Genomic DNA, 23,275 nt, shown 5'->3' with positions numbered 1-23,275 from the left:
GGAAAGTCCAAGTGACTACTGGGTAACCAGCGCGTACGCCTGGGCGGCGATCTCCAGTTCCTCGTCCGTGGGAACCACCGCCACCGCCACCCGGGCGTACTCCGCCGAGATCAGCCGCGGTTCGCCGGACCGCACCGCATTCGCCTCCAGGTCGAGCGCCAGCCCCAGTTCGGCCAGCCCGTCCACCGCAGCTTCCCGCACCGCGGCGGCGTTCTCGCCGACCCCGGCCGTGAACGCGACCGCGTCCACCCGGCCGAGCACCGCCGAGTACGCCCCGATGTACTTCTTCAGCCGGTGCACGTACGTGTCGAACGCCACCCGCGCCGCCCGGTCGCCCTCGCCCGCCCGGCGCAGGATCTCCCGCATGTCGTTGTCGCCGCACAGCCCCAGCAGACCGCTCTTCTTGTTCAGCAGCGTGTCGATCTCGTCGATCGACAGCCCGCCCACCCGCGCCAGGTGGAAGATCACGGCCGGGTCCAGGTCGCCGGACCGGGTCCCCATCACCAGGCCCTCCAGCGGGGTCAGGCCCATCGAGGTGTCCACGCAGACGCCGCCGCGGACCGCGGACGCCGAGGCGCCGTTGCCCAGGTGCAGCACGATCACGTTGACGTCCTCGGGAGCCTTGCCCAGCAGCGCCGCCGTGGCCCGGGACACGTACGCGTGCGAGGTGCCGTGGAAGCCGTACCGGCGCACCGCGTACCGGTCGGCGGTCTCGGCGTCGATCGCGTAGCGTGCCGCGGACTCCGGCATCGTCGCGTGGAACGCCGTGTCGAAGACCGCCACCTGCGGGATGTCCGGGCGCAGCGCGCGGGCCACCTCGATGCCCGTGACGTTCGCCGGGTTGTGCAGCGGCGCGAGCGGCACCAGGCTGCGGATCTCCGCCAGCACCTCGTCGTCGATCACGGTCGGCTGCGTGAACCGGGTGCCGCCGTGCACCACCCGGTGCCCGACCGCCGCGAGCTCCGGCGAGTCCAGCCCCAGGCCGTCGGCGGCGAGCTCCGCCGCGACGGCCTTGAGCGCGGCCCCGTGGTCGGCGATCGGCCCGAGCTGCTCCCGAGGCTGCGCCTCGCCGCCGGGCTGCGGGGTGTGGACGAGCCGGGAGGTCTCCTCGCCGATCCGCTCCACCAGGCCGGCCGCCAGCCGGGACCGGTCCGTCATGTCGAGCAGCTGGTACTTGACCGACGAGGAGCCGGAGTTGAGGACGAGTACGCGCGATGCGGTCACGTTCGGGTCTTTCCTTCGTGGGGGACGTCGGGGACGTCGGTCGTGGTGGACGGGGTCAGGCGGAGGGCGCGCCCTGGGACTGCGACTGGATCGCGGTGATCGCCACGGTGGTGACGATGTCCTGGACCAGGGCGCCGCGGGAGAGGTCGTTGACCGGCTTGCGCAGGCCCTGCAGGACCGGTCCGACCGCGACGGCGCCCGCCGAGCGCTGCACGGCCTTGTACGTGTTGTTGCCCGTGTTGAGGTCGGGGAAGATCAGCACGGTCGCGCGGCCGGCCACGTCGGACCCCGGCAGCTTGGTCGCGGCCACCGACGGCTCGACGGCGGCGTCGTACTGGATCGGGCCCTCGACGGCCAGGTCGGGGCGGCGCTCGCGGACGAGCTCGGTGGCCTTGCGGACCTTGTCCACGTCCGCTCCGGTGCCGGAGGTGCCGGTCGAGTACGAGAGCATCGCGATGCGCGGCTCGACGCCGAACGCGGCGGCGGTGGCGGCCGACTGGACGGCGATGTCGGCGAGCTGCTCGGCGTTCGGGTCCGGATTGACGGCGCAGTCGCCGTAGACGAGCACCCGGTCGGCCAGGCACATGAAGAACACGGACGAGACGATCGCGGCCTCGGGCTTGGTCTTGATGATCTCGAAGGCCGGGCGGATGGTGGCCGCGGTGGAGTGCACCGAGCCGGAGACCATGCCGTCGGCCAGGCCCTCCTGGACCATCAGGGTGCCGAAGTAGTTGACGTCGGTGACCACGTCGTTCGCCAGCTCGACGGTCATGCCCTTGTGGGCGCGGGCCCTGGCGTAGTACTCGGCGAAGCGCTCGCGCAGCGGCGAGGTCTGCGGGTCGATGATCTGCGCGCCGCTGATGTCGATGCCGAGGTCGGCTGCCTTCTTGCGGACGACGGGCTCCTCGCCGAGCAGGGTCAGGTCGCAGACCCCGCGGCGCAGCACGACGTCCGCGGCGCGCAGCACCCGGTCCTCGGAGCCCTCGGGGAGCACCACCCGGCGGCGCTCGGCGCGGGCCTGTTCCAGCAGCTCGTGCTCGAACATCATCGGGGTGACGCGGGTGGAGCGGGTGACCGAGATCCGGTCGCGCAGCTCGGCGGTGTTCACGTGCCGCTCGAAGAGGCCGAGGGCGGTCTCCAGCTTGCGCGGTGTCGCGGAGTTCAAGCGGCTCTGCAGGGCGAAGAGTTCGGCGGCGGTGGGGAAGCTGTTGCCGGCCACCGAGACCACCGGGGTGCCGGGTGCGAGCCGGGCCGCCATCTCCAGGATGTGCGGGGCGGGGCGCTCGTTGAGGGTCAGCACCAAGCCGGCGATGGGCGGGGTGCCGGAGGCGTGCGCGGCCAGTGCCCCCACCACGAGGTCGGAGCGGTCGCCGGGGGTCACCACGAGGCAGCCGGGGGTCAGCGCGTTGAGGAAGTTGGGCAGCATCGCGCCGCCGAACACGAAGTCCAGGGCGTCGCGGGCGAGTCCCGCCTCGTCGCCGAGCAGCACCTCCCCGCCGAGCGCGTGGGTGATCTGCGCGACCGTCGGCGCGGACAGCGACTTGTCGTCGGGCAGGACGTAGCAGGGCACCGGGAGGCGGGCGGTCAGCCGCTCGGCTATGAGCTCGCGGTCCGCGGCGGCCACCCGGTTCACCACCAGGGCCACGACCTGGCAGCCCTGGGCCTCGTACGCGCGGTAGGCGTTGCGCGCCTCTGCGCGCACCGACTCGGCGGTCTCGGCGGTGCCGCCGACGACGGGCACGACGACGGCCCCCAGCTCGTTCGCCAGGCGCGCGTTCAGCCCGAGCTCGTCGGGCAGGTTGGTCTCCGCGTAGTCGGTGCCCAGGACGAGGACCACGTCGCAGTCGCGGGCCACCCGGTGGTAGCGGTCGACGAGGCGGGAGACCAGCTCGTCGACCCCCTGCTCGGCCAGCAGTACCGAGGCCTCGCGGTACTCCATGCCGTGCACGGTCGCCGGGTCCTGTTCCAGCCGGTAGCGCGCCTTCAGGAGGTCGAACAGGCGGTCCGGCCCGTCGTGCAGCAGCGGCCGGTAGACACCGACCCGGCCCGTCTGCCGGGCCAGCAGCTCCATGATTCCGAGCTCGACGACCTGGCGGCCGTCCCCCCGGTCGATACCGGTCACGTACACGCTGCGGGTCACGCGAGCTCTCCGTCCCTGGTCGCCGGCCGGTCGGGCGGCGGTATGTGAGTAGATTTCCCCGTTAGGGTGGGCTTGCCCTCTTGACAATACCTCTGCGGCTGGATAGGGCGCCCCCTGGAATAAAGGCCTCCGGAACGGGACCAAAGGCCTTTCGGGCGGAGCAGCAGAAAGCGCGGCCGATCCGGCGCCCGTGGAACAATCGGACAGGCTTCACATCCACACCGCGTACATCCGCACATGTACGACCCAGGAGCAGGAGACACAGCACGATGCGTATCGGAGTTCTCACCGCAGGCGGCGACTGCCCGGGCCTGAATGCTGTCATCCGGTCCGTCGTGCACCGCGCCGTCGTGGGTCACGGCGACGAAGTCGTGGGTTTTGAAGACGGGTTCAAGGGCCTGCTCGACGGGCACGTCCGCCCCCTGGACATCAATGCGGTCAGCGGCATCCTGGCCCGCGGCGGCACCATCCTCGGCTCCGCCCGCATGGAGCGCGCCCGGCTGCACGAAGCCGCCGAGAACGCGGCCGAGTTGGCCGAGCGCTACGGCATCGACGCCCTCATCCCGATCGGCGGCGAGGGCACGCTGACCGCGGCCCGGATGCTGTCCGACGCCGGGATGCCGGTGGTCGGCGTGCCGAAGACCATCGACAACGACATCTCCTCGACCGACCGCACCTTCGGCTTCGACACCGCCGTCATGGTCGCCACCGAGGCCATCGACCGCCTCAAGACCACCGCCGAGTCGCACCAGCGCGTCATGGTCGTCGAGGTGATGGGCCGGCATGCGGGCTGGATCGCGCTGGAGTCCGGCATGGCGGGAGGTGCCCACGGCATCTGCCTCCCGGAGCGCCCCTTCGAGGTCGACGACCTCGTGAAGATGGTGGAGGAACGATTCGCCCGCGGCAAGAAGTTCGCGGTCGTCTGCGTCGCCGAGGGCGCGCACCCCGCCGAGGGTTCGATGCCGTACGAGAAGGGCGCCATCGACGCGTACGGCCACGAGCGGTTCGCCGGCATCGGCAACCGCCTCGCCGTCGAGCTGGAACGCCGCCTCGGCAAGGAGGCCCGCCCGGTCATCCTCGGCCACGTCCAGCGCGGCGGCACCCCGACCGCGTACGACCGGGTCCTCGCCACCCGCTTCGGCTGGCACGCCGTCGAGGCCGTGCACCGCGGCGACTTCGGCAACATGACCGCGCTGCGCGGCACCGACATCGTGATGGCCCCGCTCGCCGAGGCCGTCACCGAACTCAAGACGGTCCCCGCGAGCCGCATGTACGAGGCCGAATCGGTCTTCTAGCGGCCGCCCGGCCGCGGCCGGGTCCGGACGCCGCCGCCGAAAGGCCCGTGCGCCGGGACCTTCGGCCCCGATCCGGCGCCGGACGGCCCCGGTTCCTCCCGCCCGGAGGGGCGGGCCGTCCGCTCGCCCGTGCTTCGCCGGCATCCGGCATCCGGCATCCGGCTTCCCGGCCGTCGGGCTCCTCAGCGCTCGCCGTCGTGGGCGAGCTGCCAGAACCGCTCCGTGATCTGCGCGAGGTAGGCGCGGCCGGCGTCCCCGCTGGCCGCCTGGCCCCCGCCGCCGCCCCAGCTCAGGGTGGCGACCATCTTCGACTGGTACTCGTCGTAGAGGTACTCCAGCACCTCCTCGATGTGCCGCTTGGGCACCGGGAGCAGCTTCGTCAGCGGCCGCACGTACGCCTGCCAGCGGGTGGTGACCGCGTTGCGCAGGAGGTCCGCGAGCTCCTCGCCCTTGCCCGTCGCGGTCACGAAGGCGGGCAGCGTGAGCGAGAGGGCCTGGGCGAGGGCGGCGGACTGGCGTTCGTTGCCCTTCCAGCGGCCCGTGTCCTCCATCCTCTGGTACGCCGAGGCGTCGAGCCCGAGCCGGCGGGCCAGGTCCTCGGCGCTCAGTCCGCGGGCGATGCGGTGCTCGCGCAGGGTGGTGGGTTCGGCGAGCAGCTCACCGGGGGAGCACCACAGCACTCCGGCCAGCGCGGTGAGCTCGGCGGACGTCGGCGAAGCGTCGCCGCGCTCCCAGGCCATCACCTCCTCTGGCGAGACCGGGAGGCCGTACTGGGCGCGCAGCCCGTAGGCGACGTGACCGGGCGCCATGCCCAGGGCCGCCCGGAGGCGGCGGGCGGCGGGGGCATTGAAGGGGGGGCTGGATTGCACGAGCCACACGCTAGGAGTGGCCGGGGTGTGGCGACTACGGGCTGTTCAACCAAGCTCACAACTCGTACGAACATCCTAGGAAGGTCGGCAGTTTGGGCCGTTTTCCCCATGACCGTCCGGTAACACCCTCCAACCAAGATCGTACCCCCGCGTAGTCTTCCGGCCGGCTGGACCGCTGTCCAGAGGGCGGAACGAGCCATTCGCGCGCGGCCCGCGCAGGCCCGCTCCGCCCGATCTCCGAGAGGCCCGGACGGGACTTCTTGCCTTGACGTCGGCCTCAACGCCCAGCGTCTTGCCCATGCGCATCGGCGAACTGACGGCACGGGCCGGGACTCACTCCGGCCTGAACCACACCGTCGCCAGCGGCGGCAGGGTGACGCGCAGGCTCGTGGGGTGGCCGTGGGCGGGGGTGGGCTCGGGAGTGCGGCGGCCGGGGTTCGTGACGCCGCTGCCGCCGTAACGGGTCGCGTCCGTGTTGAGGGCCTCGGCCCAGGACGGGAAGCGCTCCGGCACGCCGAGCAGGTAGTCGTGCCGGACCACCGGGGAGAAGTTGCTCACCGACAGCAGCGGCGAGCCGTCGGCGGCGTACCGCAGGAAGGCGAAGACGTTGTCCTCGGCGGCGTCCGAGGCCACCCAGGCGAAGCCCTCGGGGACGGTGTCCTGCTCCCACAGGGCGGGCGCCGCCGCGTAGACCCCGTTGAGATCGCACACCAGGGCCCGCACGCCGAGGTGGTCGGCGGCGGCCGAGTACGTCGGGTCCACCAGCCACCAGTCCGGGCCGCTGGCCTCCGACCACTCCCCTCCCTGCGCGAACTCCTGCCCCATGAACAGCAGTTGCTTGCCCGGGTGGGCCCACATGAAGCCCAGGTAGGCGCGGTGCCCGGCCCGCTGCTGCCACCAGTCGCCCGGCATCTTCGACACCAGGGCGCCCTTGCCGTGCACCACCTCGTCGTGGGAGATCGGCAGCACGTAGTTCTCGCTGTACGCGTACACCATCGAGAAGGTCATCTCGTTGTGGTGGTACTTGCGGTGGAACGGCTCGTGCGCGATGTACTCCAGCGAGTCGTGCATCCAGCCCATGTTCCACTTCAGGCCGAAGCCGAGGCCGCCGAAGCCGCCCGGGCCGGTGTGGTGGGTGGCCCGGGTGACGCCGTCCCAGGCCGTGGACTCCTCCGCGATCGTCACCACGCCCGGGCAGCGCCGGTAGACGGTCGCGTTCATCTCCTGGAGGAAGGCCACCGCGTCCGGGTTCTCCCGGCCGCCGTGCTCGTTCGGCGCCCACTCGCCCTCCTCGCGCGAGTAGTCGAGGTAGAGCATCGAGGCCACGGCGTCCACCCGCAGCCCGTCGATGTGGAACTCCTCGCACCAGTACACGGCGTTGGCGACCAGGAAGTTGCGGACCTCCTTGCGCCCGTAGTCGAACTCCAGCGTCCCCCAGTCGGGATGGGCGGCCCGGCGCGGGTCCTGCGGCTCGTACAGCGGTCGGCCGTCGAACTCGGCCAGTGCCCAGTCGTCCCGCGGGAAGTGCGCGGGCACCCAGTCGACGATCACCCCGACACCGGCCCGGTGCAGCGCGTCCACCAGGAAGCGGAAGTCGTCGGGCGTGCCCATCCGGGAGGTCGGCGCGTAGAAGCCGGTGACCTGGTAGCCCCACGACCCGCCGAAGGGGTGCTCGGCCACCGGCATCAGCTCGACGTGCGTGAAGCCCAGCTCCCGCACGTACGCCGGGAGCTGCTCGGCGAGCTGCCGGTACGAGAGTCCCGGCCGCCAGGAGGCCAGGTGCACCTCGTACACGGAGAACGGCGCGGCGTGCACCGGGCGGGCGCCGCGGCCCGCCATCCAGGCGCCGTCGCCCCACTCGTACCGCGACGCGGTGACGATGGAGGCGGTCGCCGGCGGCACCTCGGTGCGCCGGGCCATCGGGTCGGCGCGCAGCGAGTGGCTGCCGTCGGGGCGCGCGATGTCGAACTTGTACAGCGCGCCCTCGCCGATGCCGGGCAGGAACAGCTCCCAGACGCCGGTGGAGCCGAGCGAGCGCATCGGGGTCGCGGTGCCGTCCCAGTGGCAGAAGTCGCCGGTGACGCGCACGCCGAGGGCGTTGGGGGCCCACACCGTGAACCGGGTGCCGGCGACGCCCTGGTGTTCCATCGGCCGGGCGCCGAGGGCCGTCCACAGCTCCTCGTGCCGGCCCTCGCCGATCAGGTGCAGGTCGAGTTCGCCGAGCGCGGGCAGGAACCGGTACGGGTCCTGGACCTCGACCTCGCCGTCCTCGTACGTGACGAGCAGCCGGTAGTCGGGGACCTCGGCGAGCGGCAGCAGCCCGCCGAACAGCCCGTCGCCCTCGTCGAGCAGCGCCGCCCGCAGCCCCTTCGCCACGACGGTGACGGCGCGGGCGTACGGGCGCAGCACCCGCAGGGCCACGCCGCCGCGCTGGACGCGGGCGCCCAGCAGGCCGTGCGGATCGTGGTGGCACCCCGACAGCAGCCGGGCCCGTTCCTCGGGGGCGAGCGCGGGCACGGGCCGTACGCCCTTGGGCGCGGCGGGCGCCCGGCGGGCCTGCGGAGGGCGCGCCTTCCGCGGCCGGGCGGCGGCGGGTGCGGGCACCGCGGCCGGGACGGCGGCCGCCCCCGCCGCGGCCGGAACGGCGGCCGGTGCGGCGGCTGCCGGGGGTGGTGCGGCGGGCGGTGCCTTCTGGGCGGTGCGGGACGACGGTTGACGGGCGGCGCTCACGTGTGCGGCCTCCTCGGGGGCTGCGGGCGGTCGGGGGCGGTGGGTGGTGCGAGGGGGTGGCGGGTCGGGTGGCCGCCGGGAGCGGCCAGCCGCTGGACGGCGGCCAGCGGCACGTGCAGCCAGTCGGGGCGGTGGCGGGCCTCGTAGAGGGTTTCGTAGACGGCCTTGTCCGTCTCGTACGCGCGCAGCAGTACGGAGTCCTCGCGCGGGTCGCGGCCGGCCGGGCCCGCGTAGCCCTCGCAGAAGGCGGCCCGGCAGGACTCCGCCCACGCCGGATCGAAGGGGTGGTGGGAGCGGGCCGCGTAGTCGAAGGAGCGAAGCATCCCGGCGATGTCCTTCGCCGCCGGTTCGGGGCGGCGGCGGTCGGCCAGCGGCCGGGCCGGCTCGCCCTCGAAGTCGATGAGCGACCAGCTGCCGTCGGCGGCCCGCAGGGTCTGGCCCAGGTGCAGGTCGCCGTGGATGCGCTGGGCCGGCACGGTGCGCCCGCGGCCGGCGGCCAGCGCGTCGAACGCCGCGCGCAGGCCCTTCGCGTACGGGCGCAGCTCCGGCACCTCGCGGGCGGTGGCGGCCAGTCGCGCCGCCATCGCGGCGGCGATCAGCGCGGTGCGGTCGGGGCCGAGCGCGAGCGTCGGGAGCGCCGTGGCGAGGGCGCTGTGCACCTCGGCGGTGGCGTGGCCGAGCCGGCGGGCCTCCTCGGTGAAGTCGGTGCCGGCGCCCAGGCGTTGCAGGGCCAGGCGCCAGCCGTCGGCGGAACCGCGCAGGTAGGGCTGGAGGACGCCCAGGGTGAGCGGCTCGGAATCCGGGAGCTCCGCCTCGTACCAGGCGACGGGCGCGGGCACCCGGGTGCAGCCCGCTCCGGCCAGCGCTCTGGGCAGCTCCAGGTCCGGGTTGAGGCCGGGCCCGACCCGGCGGAACACCTTGAGGATGTACGTTTCCCCGTAGACGAGGCTTGAGTTGGTCTGCTCGCCGGAGACCGGTCGGGCGGCCAGTCCGGCGGGGATCACCGCCCCGGGGTCCCGGTCGAAGCGCAGCGGCGGGAGCGTGCCGGGGGAGCGCAGGCGCTCCAGCAGCAGTCCGGCCAGCCGGGGGTCGCCGAGTGCCTCGTACACGGTCAGCCCGGTGTACGGGCCGCGTTCGGCCCGGCCGATCAGGGTGGCGGCGAGGGCGGGCGGCAGGGCGGCGCGCAGGCCGAGGAGCAGCTGGTAGCAGTCCTCGTCGACGCCCACGAGGAGGTGGAGCAGCCCGGGGGAGGCGCCGGGTGGCAGGAGTTCCGCCGCGGAGACCAGCCGGAGCCGGTGGATGGCGCGGCCCTTGCCGGCGAACCACCGCTGCCGGGGCAGCCAGTTGCGCAGCATGGGCTCCAGCGAGCGCAGCGCCGCGGCGGGCGCGGTCCCGGTCACGGGAACCTCCCCGGTCGTGGCTCCGGCGGTGGGGCGGGCTCCGGCGGCGGGCCGTGACCCGCCGGCCGGGAGTGGTCCGGCCGAGCGGCGGGCCGCGGCCCGGCTCCGGGCGGAGGCAGCCTCCGACATGGCATCGCGTCCTTTCCCCGGGCCCGCCAGAATGCGCAGAGTGTCCCGGATCACGGCATTTGCTGTCCGGTGGTGTGCGAGTGTCGGGTCAGGATGGTCCTTACAGGGACGGCGATTGACCCATTCGCCGACGGGCACGGTGCCCGTGGTGGTGCGGGGGCCGGGAGGCGGAACAGCCGCCTCCCGCCTCCTCATTCGCCTCGGAGCCGGAACCAGTAGAAGCCGTGGCCGGCCAGCGTCAGCAGGTAAGGCCACTCGCCGATCGGCGGGAACCGCACCTCGCCCGTCAGTTCGACCGGCACCCGGCCGTTGAAGGCCCGCAGGTCCAGTTCGGTGGGCTGCGCGAACCGCGAGAAGTTGTGCACGCACAGCACGAGGTCGTCCTTGTACTCGCGCAGGAACGCGAGCACCGCCGGGTTCGACGAGGGCAGTTCGGTGTACGTGCCGAGCCCGAACGCCGGGTTCTGCTTGCGGACCTCGATCAGCCGCCGCGTCCAGTGCAGCAGCGAGGACGGCGAGGTCATCGAGGCCTCGACGTTGGTGACCTGGTAGCCGTACACCGGGTCCATGATGACCGGCAGGTTCAGCCGGCCCGGATCGCACGACGAGAAGCCGGCGTTGCGGTCGGGCGTCCACTGCATCGGGGTGCGGACCCCGTCCCGGTCGCCCAGCCAGATGTTGTCGCCCATCCCGATCTCGTCCCCGTAGTAGAGGACGGGGGAGCCGGGCAGCGACAGCAGCAGGGCGGTGAACAGCTCGATCTGGTTGCGGTCGTTGTCCAGGAGCGGGGCCAGGCGCCGCCGGATCCCGACGTTGGCGCGCATCCGCGGGTCCTTGGCGTACTCCGCGTACATGTAGTCGCGCTCTTCGTCCGTGACCATTTCGAGGGTGAGCTCGTCGTGGTTGCGCAGGAAGATGCCCCACTGGCAGCCGGAGGGGATCTGCGGGGTCTTGGCGAGCACTTCGGAGACCGGGTGGCGGGACTCCCGGCGCACCGCCATGAAGATGCGCGGCATCACGGGGAAGTGGAAGGCCATGTGGCATTCGTCGCCCCCCTTGCGGAAGTCCCCGAAGTAGTCCACGACGTCCTCGGGCCACTGGTTCGCCTCGGCCAGCAGGACGGTGTCCGGGTAGTGCGCGTCGATCTCGGCCCGCACCCGCTTCAGGAGCTGGTGGGTGCGCGGCAGGTTCTCGCAGTTGGTGCCCTCTTCGGCGTACAGGTACGGGACCGCGTCGAGCCGGAAGCCGTCGATGCCGAGGTCCAGCCAGAACCGCAGCGCCGAGATGATCTCCTCCTGGACCGCCGGGTTCTCGAAGTTGAGGTCCGGCTGGTGGGAGAAGAAGCGGTGCCAGTAGTACTGCTTGCGGACCGGGTCGTACGTCCAGTTGGACGTCTCCGTGTCGATGAAGATGATCCGGGCGTCCTGGTACTGCTTGTCGTTGTCGGCCCACATGTAGTAGTCGCCGTACGGGCCGTCCGGGTCCGAGCGGGACTGCTGGAACCACTCGTGCTGGTCGCTGGTGTGGTTCATCACGAAGTCGATGACCACCCGCATGCCGCGCTGGTGCGCGGCGTCGACGAACTCCACGAAGTCGGCGAGGTCCCCGAACTCGGGGAGCACCGAGGTGTAGTCGGAGACGTCGTAACCGCCGTCGCGCAACGGTGACTTGAAGAACGGCGGCAGCCAGAGGCAGTCGACGCCGAGCCACTGGAGGTAGTCGAGCTTGGCGGTGAGGCCCTTCAGGTCGCCCACGCCGTCGCCGTTGGTGTCGTGGAACGACCGTACGAGGACCTCGTAGAACACCGCCCGCTTGAACCAGTCGGGATCGCGGTCCTTGGCGGGGGTGTCCTCGAAGAGGTCGTGGACGGGATCGTTGATCATCATGAGGTGGATGACCCTCCGGTCGCTCCGGTCGGCGGGGACGGACGCAGCGCGGCCAGCACGTGCGCGGGCCGGTGGCCCGGTTCGAGGCGCACGTAGTTCGCCCTGCCCCAGTGGTACGTCTCGCCGGTGAGCTCGTCGCGCACCGGGAGGGACCCGTGCCAGTCGAGGCCGAGTGCCGGCATGTCCAACGAGACGGTCGCCTCCTGGGTGTGGTGCGGGTCCAGGTTGACGACCACCAGTACGGTATTGCGCCCGCCCGGCCCCTCCGCGGCCTTGGAGTAGGCGATGACGGCGTCGTTGTCGGTGTCGTGGAAGTGCAGATCGCGCAGCTGCTGGAGCGCGGGGTTGCGGCGGCGCAGCCGGTTCAGCGTGGTGATCAGGGGGGCGATGCTGCGGCCCTCCCGCTCGGCGGCCGCCCAGTCCCGCGGACGCAGCTGGTACTTCTCCGAGTCGAGGTACTCCTCGCTGCCCTCGCGCACCGGGGTGTTCTCGCACAGCTCGTATCCGGCGTAGACGCCCCAGGTGGGGGACAGGGTGGCGGCGAGCACGGCGCGCGCCTCGAAGGCGGGCCGGCCGCCGTGCTGGAGGTACTCGGGGAGGATGTCGGGGGTGTTCACGAAGAAGTTCGGCCGCATCACGGCCGCCGATTCGCCCGCCAGTTCGGTCAGGTATTCGGTCAGCTCGTGCTTGGTGTTCCGCCAGGTGAAGTAGGTGTACGACTGCTGGAAGCCGACGGCGGCCAGCGTCCGCATCATCGCGGGGCGGGTGAACGCCTCCGCCAGGAAGACGACGTCCGGGTCCGTCCTGTTGATCTCGCGGATCACGCGTTCCCAGAAGACCACCGGCTTGGTGTGCGGATTGTCCACCCGGAAGATGCGCACTCCGTGCCCCATCCAGTACCGCAGCACGCGCACGGTCTCCTCGACCAGGCCGTCCATGTCCTGGTCGAAGTCGATCGGGTAGATGTCCTGGTACTTCTTGGGCGGGTTCTCCGCGTACGCCACGGTCCCGTCGGCCCGGTGCCGGAACCACTCCGGGTGCTTCTCCACCCACGGGTGGTCGGGCGAGCACTGGAGCGCGAAGTCCAGGGCGATCTCCAGGCGCAGGCTCGTGGCCTTCGCGACGAAGCGGTCGAAGTCCTCGATGGTGCCGAGATCCGGGTGGACCGCGTCGTGGCCGCCCTCGGGCGAGCCGATGGCCCACGGCACCCCCACGTCGTAACGGCCCGCGGACAGGGTGTTGTTGGGGCCCTTGCGGAAGGTCCGGCCGATGGGGTGGATCGGAGGCAGGTACACCACGTCGAAGCCCATGGCGGCGATGGCGGGCAGCCGCTCGGCGGCGGTGCGGAACGTGCCGCTGACCGGCGGCCCGTCCTGCGGGACGACCGCGCCCTCGGAGCGCGGGAACATCTCGTACCAGGCCCCGTACAGCGCTCTGCGGCGCTCGACGAGCAGCGGTACGGGCTTGGCCGCGGTGACCAGTTCGCGGTACGGGCGGGCCGCGAACGCGGCGTCCACCTGCGGGGTCAGGGCGGCGGCGAGCCGGGCGGCGGCCGGCCGGTCCTCGTCGCGCAGCGCGTCCGCGGCGGCGAGCACGTCCTGGCGCCCGTCCTTCTTGGGGATCTTCGCGGCGGCCCGCTCGTAGAGTTCGGCGCCCTCCAACAGCACGAGGCCGGTGTCGATGCCGGCCGGGATCTTGATCTGGGCGTGGCGGCGCCAGGTGGCGACGGGGTCGCTCCAGGCCTCCACGGTGTACGTCCACCGCCCCTCGGCGGAGGCGGACACCCGGGCCCCCCACCGGTCGGTGCCGGGGGCGAGTTCCTTCAGCGGTACGGGCGGCTGCTGCCGCCCCTGGGGGTTGCGCAGCACGACGTGCGCGGAGACTGCCTCGTGCCCCTCGCGGAACACGGTGGCGCTCACTTCGAAGACCTCGTCCACCACCGCCTTGGCGGGTCGGGTGCCGCAGTCGACGGCAGGGCGGACGTCCAGCACGGGGATGCGACCGATCAATGGGATCACCTGGGGGCTCATCGCGGGCTTCGGTGCTTTACCTGTGTCGGTTACCGACAGCTGTGCACGCTCTGTTCGCTCTGTTTCTAGCCGCTCGGTGGACGGCTGGGCTGCGGGCATGGCCGCTCCTGTCCGCGTTCACTCGGGTGGCGGGAAGAGGGGAGGGCGGGTGCGCCGTGCGCTGTACCCGGGGAGCCCTTCCCGCCCCGGGGGGGTGGCAATCCGCCGGAGGCCCGCTTACCGACAGGTAAACGAAATACCCTATTCCGCCCGCATATGCCGCGGCCCGGCGGCATGCCGGACGCCCTCCGAAAGCTCCCCCGGACGAGGGGCCGTGCTCAAGCGGACTTGACGCCGGAAGGCGACGACCCGCCCCCCGGTCGACGGAACCGGCAGGGTTGGCGGCGGCGGGCCGTGGAGAGGCTTGCGCGAGTGAAGCCCGGGGGCACAGCGCCGTGCGTCCGCTCCGAACCGCACTTCCCCTGACAAGGTGGAAACTGTGAAGGCTATCCGTCGATTCACCGTGCGTCCCGTCCTGCCGGACCCCCTGCTGCCGCTCCACGACCTCGCGCGGAACCTGCGCTGGTCCTGGCACGGGGAAACCCGGGAACTCTTCCAATCCGTCGACCCCGAGGGCTGGCAGCGCGCGGGCGGCGACCCCGTCCGGCTGCTCGGGTCCGTCTCCGCCGACCGGCTGGCCGAACTGGCCCGCGACCGCCGGTTCCTGCGCCGGCTGGCCGCGGCCGCCGCCGACCTCGACGACTACCTGAGGGGGGACCGCTGGTACCAGAGCCACGAAGACCCCGACGGGCTGCCGGCCGGGGTCGCCTACTTCTCGCCCGAGTTCGGCATCACCGCCGCCCTGCCGCAGTACTCCGGCGGGCTCGGGATCCTCGCCGGCGACCACCTCAAGGCCGCCAGCGACCTCGGCGTCCCGCTCATCGGTGTCGGACTGCTCTACCGGCACGGCTACTTCCGGCAGTCCCTGTCCCGGGACGGCTGGCAGCAGGAGCACTACCCGGTCCTCGACCCCAACGAACTGCCCGTCTCCCTGCTGCGGGAGGAGGACGGCACGGCGGCCCGCGTGACGCTCGCCCTGCCCGGCGGCCGCGCCCTGCACGCGCACGTCTGGCAGGCCCGGGTGGGCCGGGTGCCGCTGCTGCTCCTGGACTCCGACGTCGAGGACAACGACTCCGGGGCGCGGGAGGTGACCGACCGGCTCTACGGCGGCGGCAGCGACCACCGGCTGCTCCAGGAGATGCTCCTGGGCATCGGCGGGGTGCGCGCGGTGCGCACGTACTGCGCGCTGACCGGGCACCCGCGGCCCGAGGTCTTCCACACCAACGAAGGGCACGCCGGCTTCCTCGGGCTGGAGCGCATAAGGGAACTGGAGGGGGCGGGGCTCGGCTTCGACGCCGCCGTGGAATCGGTGCGGGCCGGCACCGTGTTCACCACGCACACCCCCGTCCCGGCCGGCATCGACCGGTTCGACCGCGCGCTGGTCGCCCGGCACTTCGGGGACGGCGCCGAACTGCCCGGCGTCCCCGTCGAACGGATCCTCGAGCTGGGCCGCGAGACGTATCCCGGTGGCGACCCCGGCGTGTTCAACATGGCCGTGATGGGGCTGCGGCTGGCCCAGCGGGCCAACGGCGTGTCCACCCTGCACGGGGCGGTGAGCCGGGAGATGTTCGCCGGGCTGTGGCCCGGCTTCGACCCCGAGGACGTGCCGATCACCTCCGTGACCAACGGCGTGCACGCCCCCACCTGGGTGGCGCCCGCGGTGGTGCGGCTCGGTGCCCGCCAGATCGGCGCCGGGCGCGCCGAGGACGCCCTGTCCGTCGGCGGTTCGCAGCGCTGGGACGCGGTGGCCGACATCCCCGACCACGAGATCTGGGACCTGCGCAGGGTCCTGCGCGAAGAGCTGGTCCAGGAGGTGCGGGACCGGCTGCGCGCGTCCTGGCGGCAGCGCGGGGCCGGCGCGGCCGAACTCGGCTGGGTCGACTCCGTCCTCGACCCCGACGTGCTGACCATCGGATTCGCCCGCCGGGTGCCCTCGTACAAGCGGCTGACGCTGATGCTGCGGGACCCGGAGCGGCTGCGCAGGCTGCTGCTCGACCCGGAGCGGCCGGTGCAGATCGTGGTCGCGGGCAAGGCGCACCCGGCGGACGACGGCGGCAAGCGGCTGGTCCAGGAGCTGGTCCGCTTCGCCGACGACCCGCGGGTGCGGCACCGGATCGTGTTCCTGCCCGACTACGGCATGGCGATGGCGCAGAAGCTCTACCCCGGCTGCGACGTCTGGCTGAACAACCCGCTGCGGCCGCTGGAGGCCTGCGGCACCAGCGGGATGAAGGCCGCCCTCAACGGGTGCCTCAACCTGTCCGTCCTGGACGGCTGGTGGGACGAATGGTTCGAACCGGACTTCGGCTGGGCCATCCCGACCGCCGACGGGCACGGCACCGACGAGGAGCGCCGCGACGACGTCGAGGCGGCGGCGCTGTACGAGCTGATCGAGCAGCGGGTCGCGCCGCGCTTCTACGACCGCAGCGGCGGCGAGCTGCCCGCCCGCTGGATCGAGATGGTCCGGCGCACCCTGGTCTCGCTGGGGCCCAAGGTGCTGGCGGGGCGGATGGTGCGCGAGTACGTGGAGCGGCTCTACGCGCCGGCCGCGCTCGCCCACCGGTCCCTGGACCCCGGCGCCGCCCGGGCGCTCGCCGCCTGGAAGGCGAAGGTGCGGGCCGCCTGGCCGCGGGTCACCGTGGACCACGTCGAGGCCGCGGCCGCCGCCCCGGTCAACGGGACCGCCGAGCTGGGCGCCACGCTGACCGTGCGGGTCCAGGTCACCCTGGACGCGCTGGCGCCCGACGAGGTGGAGGTGCAGGCGGTCGCCGGGCGGGTGGACGCGGCGGACGTCATCGCCGACGCGCGCACCTTCCCGCTCAAGCCGGCCTCGGGCCCCGACCTGGAGGGGCGCTGGCTGTACGAGGGGCCGCTCCCCCTCGACCGTACGGGCGCCTTCGGCTACACCGTGCGGATCCTGCCCGCGCACCCGCTGCTGGCGACCCCGGCCGAGCTCGGGCTGCTCGCGGCCCCGTCTGACCCGGGCGGCGACGGCGCCGGCGTGGTGCTGCGCTAGCGGGCCGGCCCGTCCGGCCCGTCCGGACGGCGGCCCGGCGCGTCCGGCCCGGCCGGGACAGCGGAACGGCCCGGGGACTTGGAGTCCCCGGGCCGTTCCCCGTTTCCTTCAGCTATCGGTCACGCACGTCCTGCCCGTGAGGGTCAGAAGGTGAGCTTCCAGCTGTTGATGTAGCCGGTGTCCAGCGAGGCCGCGTCGCGGACCCGGAGCTTCCAGACACCCTGGGCGACCTCGGAGGAGGCGTTCACGGTGAACTGCTGGACGATGTTGTCCGCGCTGCCGCCGGTGCGGTTGCGCAGGTTGTAGACGGAGCCGTCCGGGGCGACCAGGTCGACGACCAGGTCACCGACGTAGGTGTGGACGATGTTCACGTCGACCTTGAGGGCGGCGGAGGCGTTGCCCGTGCGGTTGACGGTGATCGGCGACTCGACCGTGGCGTTGTCGCTGATCGTGTAGTCGTTCGTGTTCTCGAACACGTTCGGCTGGCTGGTGCCGACGGTCCACGCGAAGCTCGCGGTGCCGGTCTGGTTGGCCGAGTCGCGCACCGTGACGGTGGCGTTGTAGGTGCCGGCGGTGTTCGCCGTACCGGTGATCAGACCCGTGGAGGCGTTGATCGAGAGGCCGGTGGGCAGGCCGGTGGCCGAGTAGTTCAGCGCACCCGCGTTGCTGCTGCTGGCCTGGATCTGCAGGTTCACGGCGCTGCCGGTCACGGTGCTCTGCGGACCCGGGTTGGTGACCGAGACACCCACCGGGATGCGGGCGCCGACGTTGATGGCGGCCCAGGCGTTGGCGGCGTTGTTGTACGTCACCGAGCCGGCGCCGTACAGGTCGGCGGCGGCCTTGAGGGTCTGGACGCGGGCGTCCGCGTAGTTGGTGGTCGAGCTGAAGTAGCCGACCGTCAGGGCGCGGAACCAGATCTTTTCGGCGGCGGCGCGGCCGATCGCCGTGACGGGCAGGTTGTCGTAGGTCGGGGAGTCGTAGCTGACCCCGTTGACGACCTTGGCGCCCGAGCCCTCGGAGGCCAGGTAGAACCAGTGGTTCGCCGGGCCCGAGGAGTAGTGGACGTCGATGCCGCCGAGGCCCGAGTACCACGCGTCCTTGGACGAGCCGTCCTTGCTCGGCTTGTCCATGTAGCGCAGCGGGGTGCCGTTGCCGCGGATGTCGATCTTCTCGCCGACGAGGTAGTCGCCGACGTCCTGCGGGTTGTTGGCGTAGAACTCGACGGCCGCGGCCATGATGTCCGAGGTCGCCTCGTTGAGGCCGCCGGGCTCACCGGAGTACTGCATCTTGCCGGTGACGGAGGTCAGGCCGTGCGTCATCTCGTGCGCGGCCACGTCGATGGAGGTGAGCGGCTTGACGTTGCCGTCGCCGTCGCCGTACGTCATGCAGAAGCAGGAGTCCTGCCAGAAGGCGTTGACGTAGGCGTTGCCGTAGTGGACCCGGGTGTACGGGGCCACGCCGTCGTTGCGCAGGCCGTTGCGGCCGTGCACGTTCTTGTAGTAGTCCCACGTGAGCTGGGCGCCGTAGTGCGCGTCGGCGCCGGCGGTCTCCGCGTTGGAGGGGTTGCCGTTGCCCCAGATGTCGTCCGGGCCGGAGAACAGGGTGCCGGTGCCCGACGAGCCGCCGTTCAGGTTGTACGTCTTGTGGTTGCCGCGGGTCGCGTCGGTCAGCGTGAAGTTGCTGCCGGAGGCCGAGGTGCCGATGGTGACCTGACCGCTGTACATGGTGTTGCCGGTGCCGGTCTCGACGGCCTGCCACTCGGTGATCTTGGCGCCGGTCTTGGCGTTGGTGACCACGTGCAGCTCGTTCGGGGTGCCGTCGTGCTGGACACCGCCGACGACCGTCTCGAAGGCGAGGACCGGGACGCCGCCGGCGGCCCAGATCACCTTGCGGGCGGTGCGGGAGGCCTTGGCCTCCTTGGAGCCCTCCGCCCGGGCGGCGGACACGGCCTGCTTCTCGGCGGCCGCGGTGGACACCGTCGCACGGGTGTCGGCGACCTTGAGGGCGCGGTTGTTGGCCTTGGTCACGGTGCGGGTGGCGCCCTTGGCGTGGACCGTGAGGTCACCGCCGAGGACGGGCAGGCCCGCGTAGGTCCGCTCGTACGAGGTGTGGGTGGTGCCGTCCGCGTCCTTGACGACGTCGCGGACGAGCAGCTTCTCCTGGCTGCCGAGGCCGAGCGACTTGGCCGTCTTGGCCGAGGTCGCCGTGGCGTCGGCTATGAGGGCCGCCCGCTGCGAGGGGGTGAGCTTGACCAGGGCCTTGCCCGGATTGGGCTTGGCTGCGGCGGTGACCGCCTGCGACGCGGTGGCGTCGGCATTCGCGGTACCGGTCTGGATGCCTACGGCGAGGAGGGCAGCCGCGGCAACGAGCGCGCCGGCCGCCGTGGCACGCCGGTGGGGGGTGGGACTCAACGCAGACTCCTTCTGCAAGGGGGGTTCCGGACGGCTGGGTGGGCCTCCGGGCAGAACAGGGCTGAGCGAGGAACGCCTGGGAAGAGTGCCACCCGAGATGCCCACATGTCAGGGCCGCGTCAAAAGGTTGGCCGGAAATCGTTCGTTGTCCGAAGATGCAGGTCCGCTATACGAACAATTCACCTGCGTGTGCGATGTGCCCGTTCCGCTATCCGGAATCTGCGGTACCGCCCGTTAACGAACCGGCAACGGCCAGTCTCGTTCCCGTAAACGGGGATTTCCGTACGGGTGTTTGTCGTACTGTTTCCCGGTGCGTCAGTCGCGTGCCGCCAGGGGAAGCGGCGAGCGGACGCAGCGCCATCCGACCGACGTGCCAGGGGGGCCCATGAGGCATGTTCATCTTCCCGCTCCACGAGTGGCCAGATCAGGGCCTGTGTCCGAAACAGTCCGACGTGGCCTGGGGGACAAGGCCCGCTGGTACCTGCCCACCGCGCTGGCCGCCGACCTCGTCGGCGCCGGCCTGCCGGTGGCCCTCGTCTTCGACGCGGCGCAGCAGGCCAGGCCGCTGTACTGCGCACTCGGCGCCGCCCTCGCCTGGACCGCCGTGCAGGCCGTCCGGCGCCGTTACGCATTCCGGTCGCTCGGCGAGTCCCGCGGTGTCCTGCCCGTCCTCCACGACTGGCTGATTCTCATCGGTGTCCTGGCCGTGGCCCGGATCGCGACCGGCGAAAGCACCCCGCGACTGGCCGCGCTGGGCGCCCTGCTGCCCGCCCTGCTGATCACCGTCGCCTGCCACAAGCTCACCTACCGGCACCTGAGCGCCGCCCGCCGCGAGGCCCAGGCGGTCAGCCGGGTCCTGGTGGTCGGCGAGCCCGGCGCCGTCGAAAGCGTCATCGACCACCTCGCCGCCCGCACCGACCACCCGTACGTCGTCGTCGGGGTCATACCCGTCGGCCCCGGCACGCCGGCCGGCGGCGTACCCGAGGCCGCGCGGATCGCGGGCGCCCTGCCCGCGGCCCCCGGCGAGGACGCCGACGCCGTGCTCGGCGCCGTCGCCACCCATCACGCCGACCTGGTGCTCGTCGCGCCCGGCGCCATGATGGCCGGCGAGCGGCTGCGCCGGGTCGCCTGGGCGCTGCACGACGAAGGGCTCGAACTCGCGGTCTTCCCGGGCCTGGTCGAGGTCTCGCCCAAGCGGCTGGAAACCCTCTCGGCCGGCGGCCTCGCCGTGCTCCGAGTGGCCCCGCCGGTCTGCCGCGGCATCCAGCCCGTGCTCAAGTCGGTCCTCGACCGGGTCGGCGCCGGGCTCGGACTGCTCGTCCTGGCCCCGGTCTTCCTCGGCATCGTCGCCGCGATCCGGCTGGGCTCCACCGGCCCCGCCTTCTACCGCCAGGAGCGCATCGGCCGCGACGGCGTGCCCTTCACGATGTGGAAGTTCCGCACGATGGTCGTCGACGCCGACCGGCTCAAGACCGACCTGGCCGGCGCCAACGAGAACGACGGGCACATGTTCAAGATGCGCCGCGACCCGCGCATCACCAAGGTCGGCCGGCTGCTGCGCCGCACCTCGCTGGACGAGCTGCCGCAGCTGGTCAACGTGCTCACCGGCGACATGTCGCTGGTCGGCCCGAGGCCGCCGCTGCCCGAGGAGGTGGCGAAGTACGACGAGGTCGAACTGCGCCGGCTCACCGTGCGCCCCGGCATGACCGGCCTGTGGCAGATCAGCGGCCGCTCCGACCTCTCCTGGGACGAGACGATCCAGCTGGACCTGCAGTACGTCGACAACTGGTCCTTCACCAGTGACGTCGACGTCGTGGCCCGTACGTTCCGCGCCGTCGTCGACGGCCGCGGAGCGTACTGAGGAGCCCTGTACGTGAGATCAGCACCGTCCGCCGGATCAGCTCTGCTCGCGCCACCACTGGTAGGTCGAGGCGATCCCGTCCCGCAGCGGGATCCCCGGCTTCCAACCCAGGGAGGTCAGCCGGGTGACGTCCAGCAGCTTGCGGGGCGTCCCGTCCGGCTTGGTGGTGTCCCAGGCCAGCCGGCCCCGGAAACCGGTCACGTCGGCGACGGTCTCGGCGAGCTCCTTGATGGTGAGGTCCTCGCCGCAGCCGATGTTCACCGGCGCGTCCCCGTCGTACGAGTTCAGCAGCACGGTGCAGGCCGCCGCGAGGTCGTCCACGTGCAGGAACTCCCGGCGCGGGGTGCCCGAGCCCCACAGCGTGACCTCCTCGCGCCCCTCGGCCGCGGCCTCGTGGAAGCGGCGGATGAGCGCGGGCAGCACGTGCGAGGTCTCCAGGTCGAAGTTGTCGCCCGGACCGTAGAGGTTCGTCGGCATGGCCGAGATGTACGAGGCCCCGTACTGCTTCCGGTACGACTGGACCTGCACGATGCCGGCGATCTTGGCCAGCGCGTACGCCTCGTTGGTCGGCTCCAGCGGGCCGGTCAGCAGGGCGTCCTCGCTGATCGGCTGCGGCGCCAGCTTCGGGTAGATGCAGGACGACCCGAGGAACAGCAGGCGCCCGACGCCGGCGGCGTGCGAGCCGGCGATCACGCTCAGCTGGATCTTGAGGTTGTCCTCCAGGAACTGCACCGGGTAGGTGCTGTTCGCCATGATGCCGCCGACCTTGGCGGCGGCGAGGACGACCGCGTCCGGACGGACGTCCTTCAGGAAACTCTCGGTGGCCGCGGCATCGCGGAGATCGAGTTCGGTGCGGCCACGGGTGATCACCTCGTGGCCGTCGGCGGTGAGCCGCCGGGCGACCGCGGACCCCACGAGGCCGCGGTGGCCCGCGACGAAGACGCGGGCGTGCGTGGGCAGGTACGGCAGCGATGCAGTCATGACCCGGATCATGCCAGGCCTGCTCCGACCGCTGGGGACGAACCCCGCAATTCTGTACGAATCACACACTCTCCCTGGGGGAAGCGCCCATGAGCAAGACAGCACTGATCACCGGAGTCACCGGACAGGACGGCTCGTACCTCGCCGAGCTCCTGCTCTCCAAGGGCTACACGGTGCATGGGCTCGTGCGTCGGTCGTCCACCTTCAACACGGAGCGCATCGACCACATCTACCAGGACCCGCACACGGCCAACCGGTCGCTGGTGCTGCACCACGCCGACCTCTCCGACGGGGTGGCGCTGGTGAACCTGCTGCGCGACATCCAGCCCGACGAGGTCTACAACCTGGGCGCCCAGTCCCACGTCCGGGTCTCCTTCGACGCGCCCCTCTACACCGGCGACGTCACCGGCCTCGGCGCGCTGCGGCTGCTGGAGGCGATCCGGGCCAGCGGCGTGGACACCCGCATCTACCAGGCCTCGTCCTCGGAGATGTTCGGCGCGACCCCGCCCCCGCAGAACGAGCAGACCCCGTTCCACCCGCGCAGCCCGTACGGCGCCGCGAAGGTCTTCGCGTACTGGACCACGGTGAACTACCGCGAGGCGTACGACATGTTCGCGGTCAACGGGATCCTCTTCAACCACGAGTCCCCGCGCCGCGGCGAGACCTTCGTGACCCGCAAGATCACCCGCGCGGTGGCCCGGATCAAGGCCGGTCTCCAGGAGCACCTGTACCTGGGCAACCTCGACGCCGTCCGCGACTGGGGCTACGCCCCCGAGTACGTGGACGCGATGTGGCGGATGCTCCAGCAGGACGAGCCCACCGACTACGTGGTCGCCACCGGCGTGCCCGCCACCGTGCGCCAGTTCCTCGAATCGTCCTTCGCGCACGCGGGCCTCGACTGGAACGAGCACGTGCGCTACGACGCGAAGTACGAGCGCCCCAGCGAGGTCGACGCGCTCATAGGCGACGCGAGCAAGGCCCACGCGCTGCTCGGCTGGAAGCCGACGGTCCTCGTTGACGAACTGGCGCGAATCATGGTGGACGCGGACGTCCGTCAGGTGGAAGACCAGTTGGCCGGGGTCGCGGTACGCATCGACCGCTGACCCCCTAGAGTTTGCATGTCCCGGTCACCGCCTACCGGCGGTGACCGGGAATTATTGCCGTATGTCCGCAGTGCACCGATCCGTGGGTGCCCATTGGTATGCAA

The 23,275-nt window shown here is 72.0% G+C and carries 13 protein-coding genes; 4 read left to right on the top strand and 9 right to left on the bottom strand.

The window, feature by feature from the left end:
- Positions 1–15 precede the first annotated feature (15 nt).
- Together OG764_RS12290 and pta are read right to left on the bottom strand one after the other, a co-directional pair.
- Positions 16–1,224: an acetate kinase gene (locus OG764_RS12290; RefSeq protein WP_328968458.1), complete on the bottom strand. Its 1,209-nt coding sequence runs from the start codon at positions 1,222–1,224 to the stop codon at positions 16–18.
- Between the two features lie 55 nt (positions 1,225–1,279).
- Entirely contained in the window at positions 1,280–3,364 is a 2,085-nt protein-coding gene (gene pta, locus OG764_RS12285; protein ID WP_328968457.1) for a phosphate acetyltransferase, read from the bottom strand.
- A 269-nt stretch (positions 3,365–3,633) separates the two neighbouring features.
- Between pta and OG764_RS12280 the strand changes: the two genes are divergently transcribed.
- Entirely contained in the window at positions 3,634–4,659 is a 1,026-nt protein-coding gene (locus OG764_RS12280) for an ATP-dependent 6-phosphofructokinase (RefSeq protein ID WP_328968456.1), read from the top strand.
- Positions 4,660–4,841: 182 nt separating this feature from the next.
- Here the strand turns inward: OG764_RS12280 and OG764_RS12275 are convergent, their stop codons facing one another.
- The 5 genes from OG764_RS12275 to OG764_RS12255 form a co-directional block, all read right to left on the bottom strand.
- The gene (locus OG764_RS12275; protein ID WP_328972972.1) at positions 4,842–5,468 is read right to left on the bottom strand and encodes a helix-turn-helix domain-containing protein; all 627 of its coding nucleotides are present in this window, start codon (positions 5,466–5,468) and stop codon (positions 4,842–4,844) included.
- Between the two features lie 393 nt (positions 5,469–5,861).
- Positions 5,862–8,258, bottom strand: a complete 2,397-nt coding sequence (glgB, locus tag OG764_RS12270; RefSeq protein WP_443055906.1) for a 1,4-alpha-glucan branching enzyme — start codon at positions 8,256–8,258, stop codon at positions 5,862–5,864.
- The gene (locus tag OG764_RS12265) at positions 8,255–9,613 is read right to left on the bottom strand and encodes a maltokinase N-terminal cap-like domain-containing protein (protein ID WP_328972970.1); all 1,359 of its coding nucleotides are present in this window, start codon (positions 9,611–9,613) and stop codon (positions 8,255–8,257) included. The genes glgB and OG764_RS12265 overlap by 4 nt, the downstream gene beginning before the upstream one ends.
- 365 nt (positions 9,614–9,978) lie before the next feature.
- Positions 9,979–11,673 carry a maltose alpha-D-glucosyltransferase gene (gene treS / locus OG764_RS12260; RefSeq protein ID WP_328968455.1) on the bottom strand — a complete coding sequence of 565 codons (1,695 nt, stop codon included), beginning with the start codon at positions 11,671–11,673 and terminating at the stop codon, positions 9,979–9,981.
- Positions 11,670–13,682, bottom strand: a complete 2,013-nt coding sequence (locus tag OG764_RS12255) for an alpha-1,4-glucan--maltose-1-phosphate maltosyltransferase (RefSeq protein WP_328968454.1) — start codon at positions 13,680–13,682, stop codon at positions 11,670–11,672. Before OG764_RS12255 ends, treS begins: the two co-directional genes overlap by 4 nt.
- Positions 13,683–14,181: 499 nt before the next feature.
- On the opposite strand from OG764_RS12255, the gene glgP reads away from it, so the two are divergent.
- Complete coding sequence (gene glgP, locus OG764_RS12250) at positions 14,182–16,815, top strand: alpha-glucan family phosphorylase (protein WP_328968453.1); 2,634 nt, start codon at positions 14,182–14,184, stop codon at positions 16,813–16,815.
- A gap of 143 nt (positions 16,816–16,958) precedes the next feature.
- On the opposite strand, the gene OG764_RS12245 is transcribed toward glgP, so the two are convergent.
- Positions 16,959–19,226: a M4 family metallopeptidase gene (locus tag OG764_RS12245; protein ID WP_328968452.1), complete on the bottom strand. Its 2,268-nt coding sequence runs from the start codon at positions 19,224–19,226 to the stop codon at positions 16,959–16,961.
- A gap of 385 nt (positions 19,227–19,611) precedes the next feature.
- On the opposite strand from OG764_RS12245, the gene OG764_RS12240 reads away from it, so the two are divergent.
- On the top strand, positions 19,612–21,087 hold the full coding sequence (locus OG764_RS12240; protein WP_328968451.1) for a sugar transferase: 1,476 nt from the start codon (positions 19,612–19,614) through the stop codon (positions 21,085–21,087).
- 36 nt (positions 21,088–21,123) lie between these two features.
- Here the strand turns inward: OG764_RS12240 and OG764_RS12235 are convergent, their stop codons facing one another.
- Positions 21,124–22,068: a GDP-L-fucose synthase family protein gene (locus tag OG764_RS12235; RefSeq protein ID WP_328968450.1), complete on the bottom strand. Its 945-nt coding sequence runs from the start codon at positions 22,066–22,068 to the stop codon at positions 21,124–21,126.
- A gap of 89 nt (positions 22,069–22,157) precedes the next feature.
- Here OG764_RS12235 and gmd point away from each other — a divergent pair, with 89 nt between their 5' ends.
- Positions 22,158–23,171 (top strand): GDP-mannose 4,6-dehydratase, encoded by a 1,014-nt coding sequence (gmd, locus tag OG764_RS12230; RefSeq protein ID WP_328968449.1) that lies wholly within the window; start codon positions 22,158–22,160, stop codon positions 23,169–23,171.
- Positions 23,172–23,275 lie beyond the last annotated feature (104 nt).

Source organism: Streptomyces sp. NBC_00239, from assembly GCF_036194065.1.
Taxonomy (GTDB): domain Bacteria; phylum Actinomycetota; class Actinomycetes; order Streptomycetales; family Streptomycetaceae; genus Streptomyces.
This window is presented reverse-complemented; position numbering and strand designations above follow the sequence as displayed.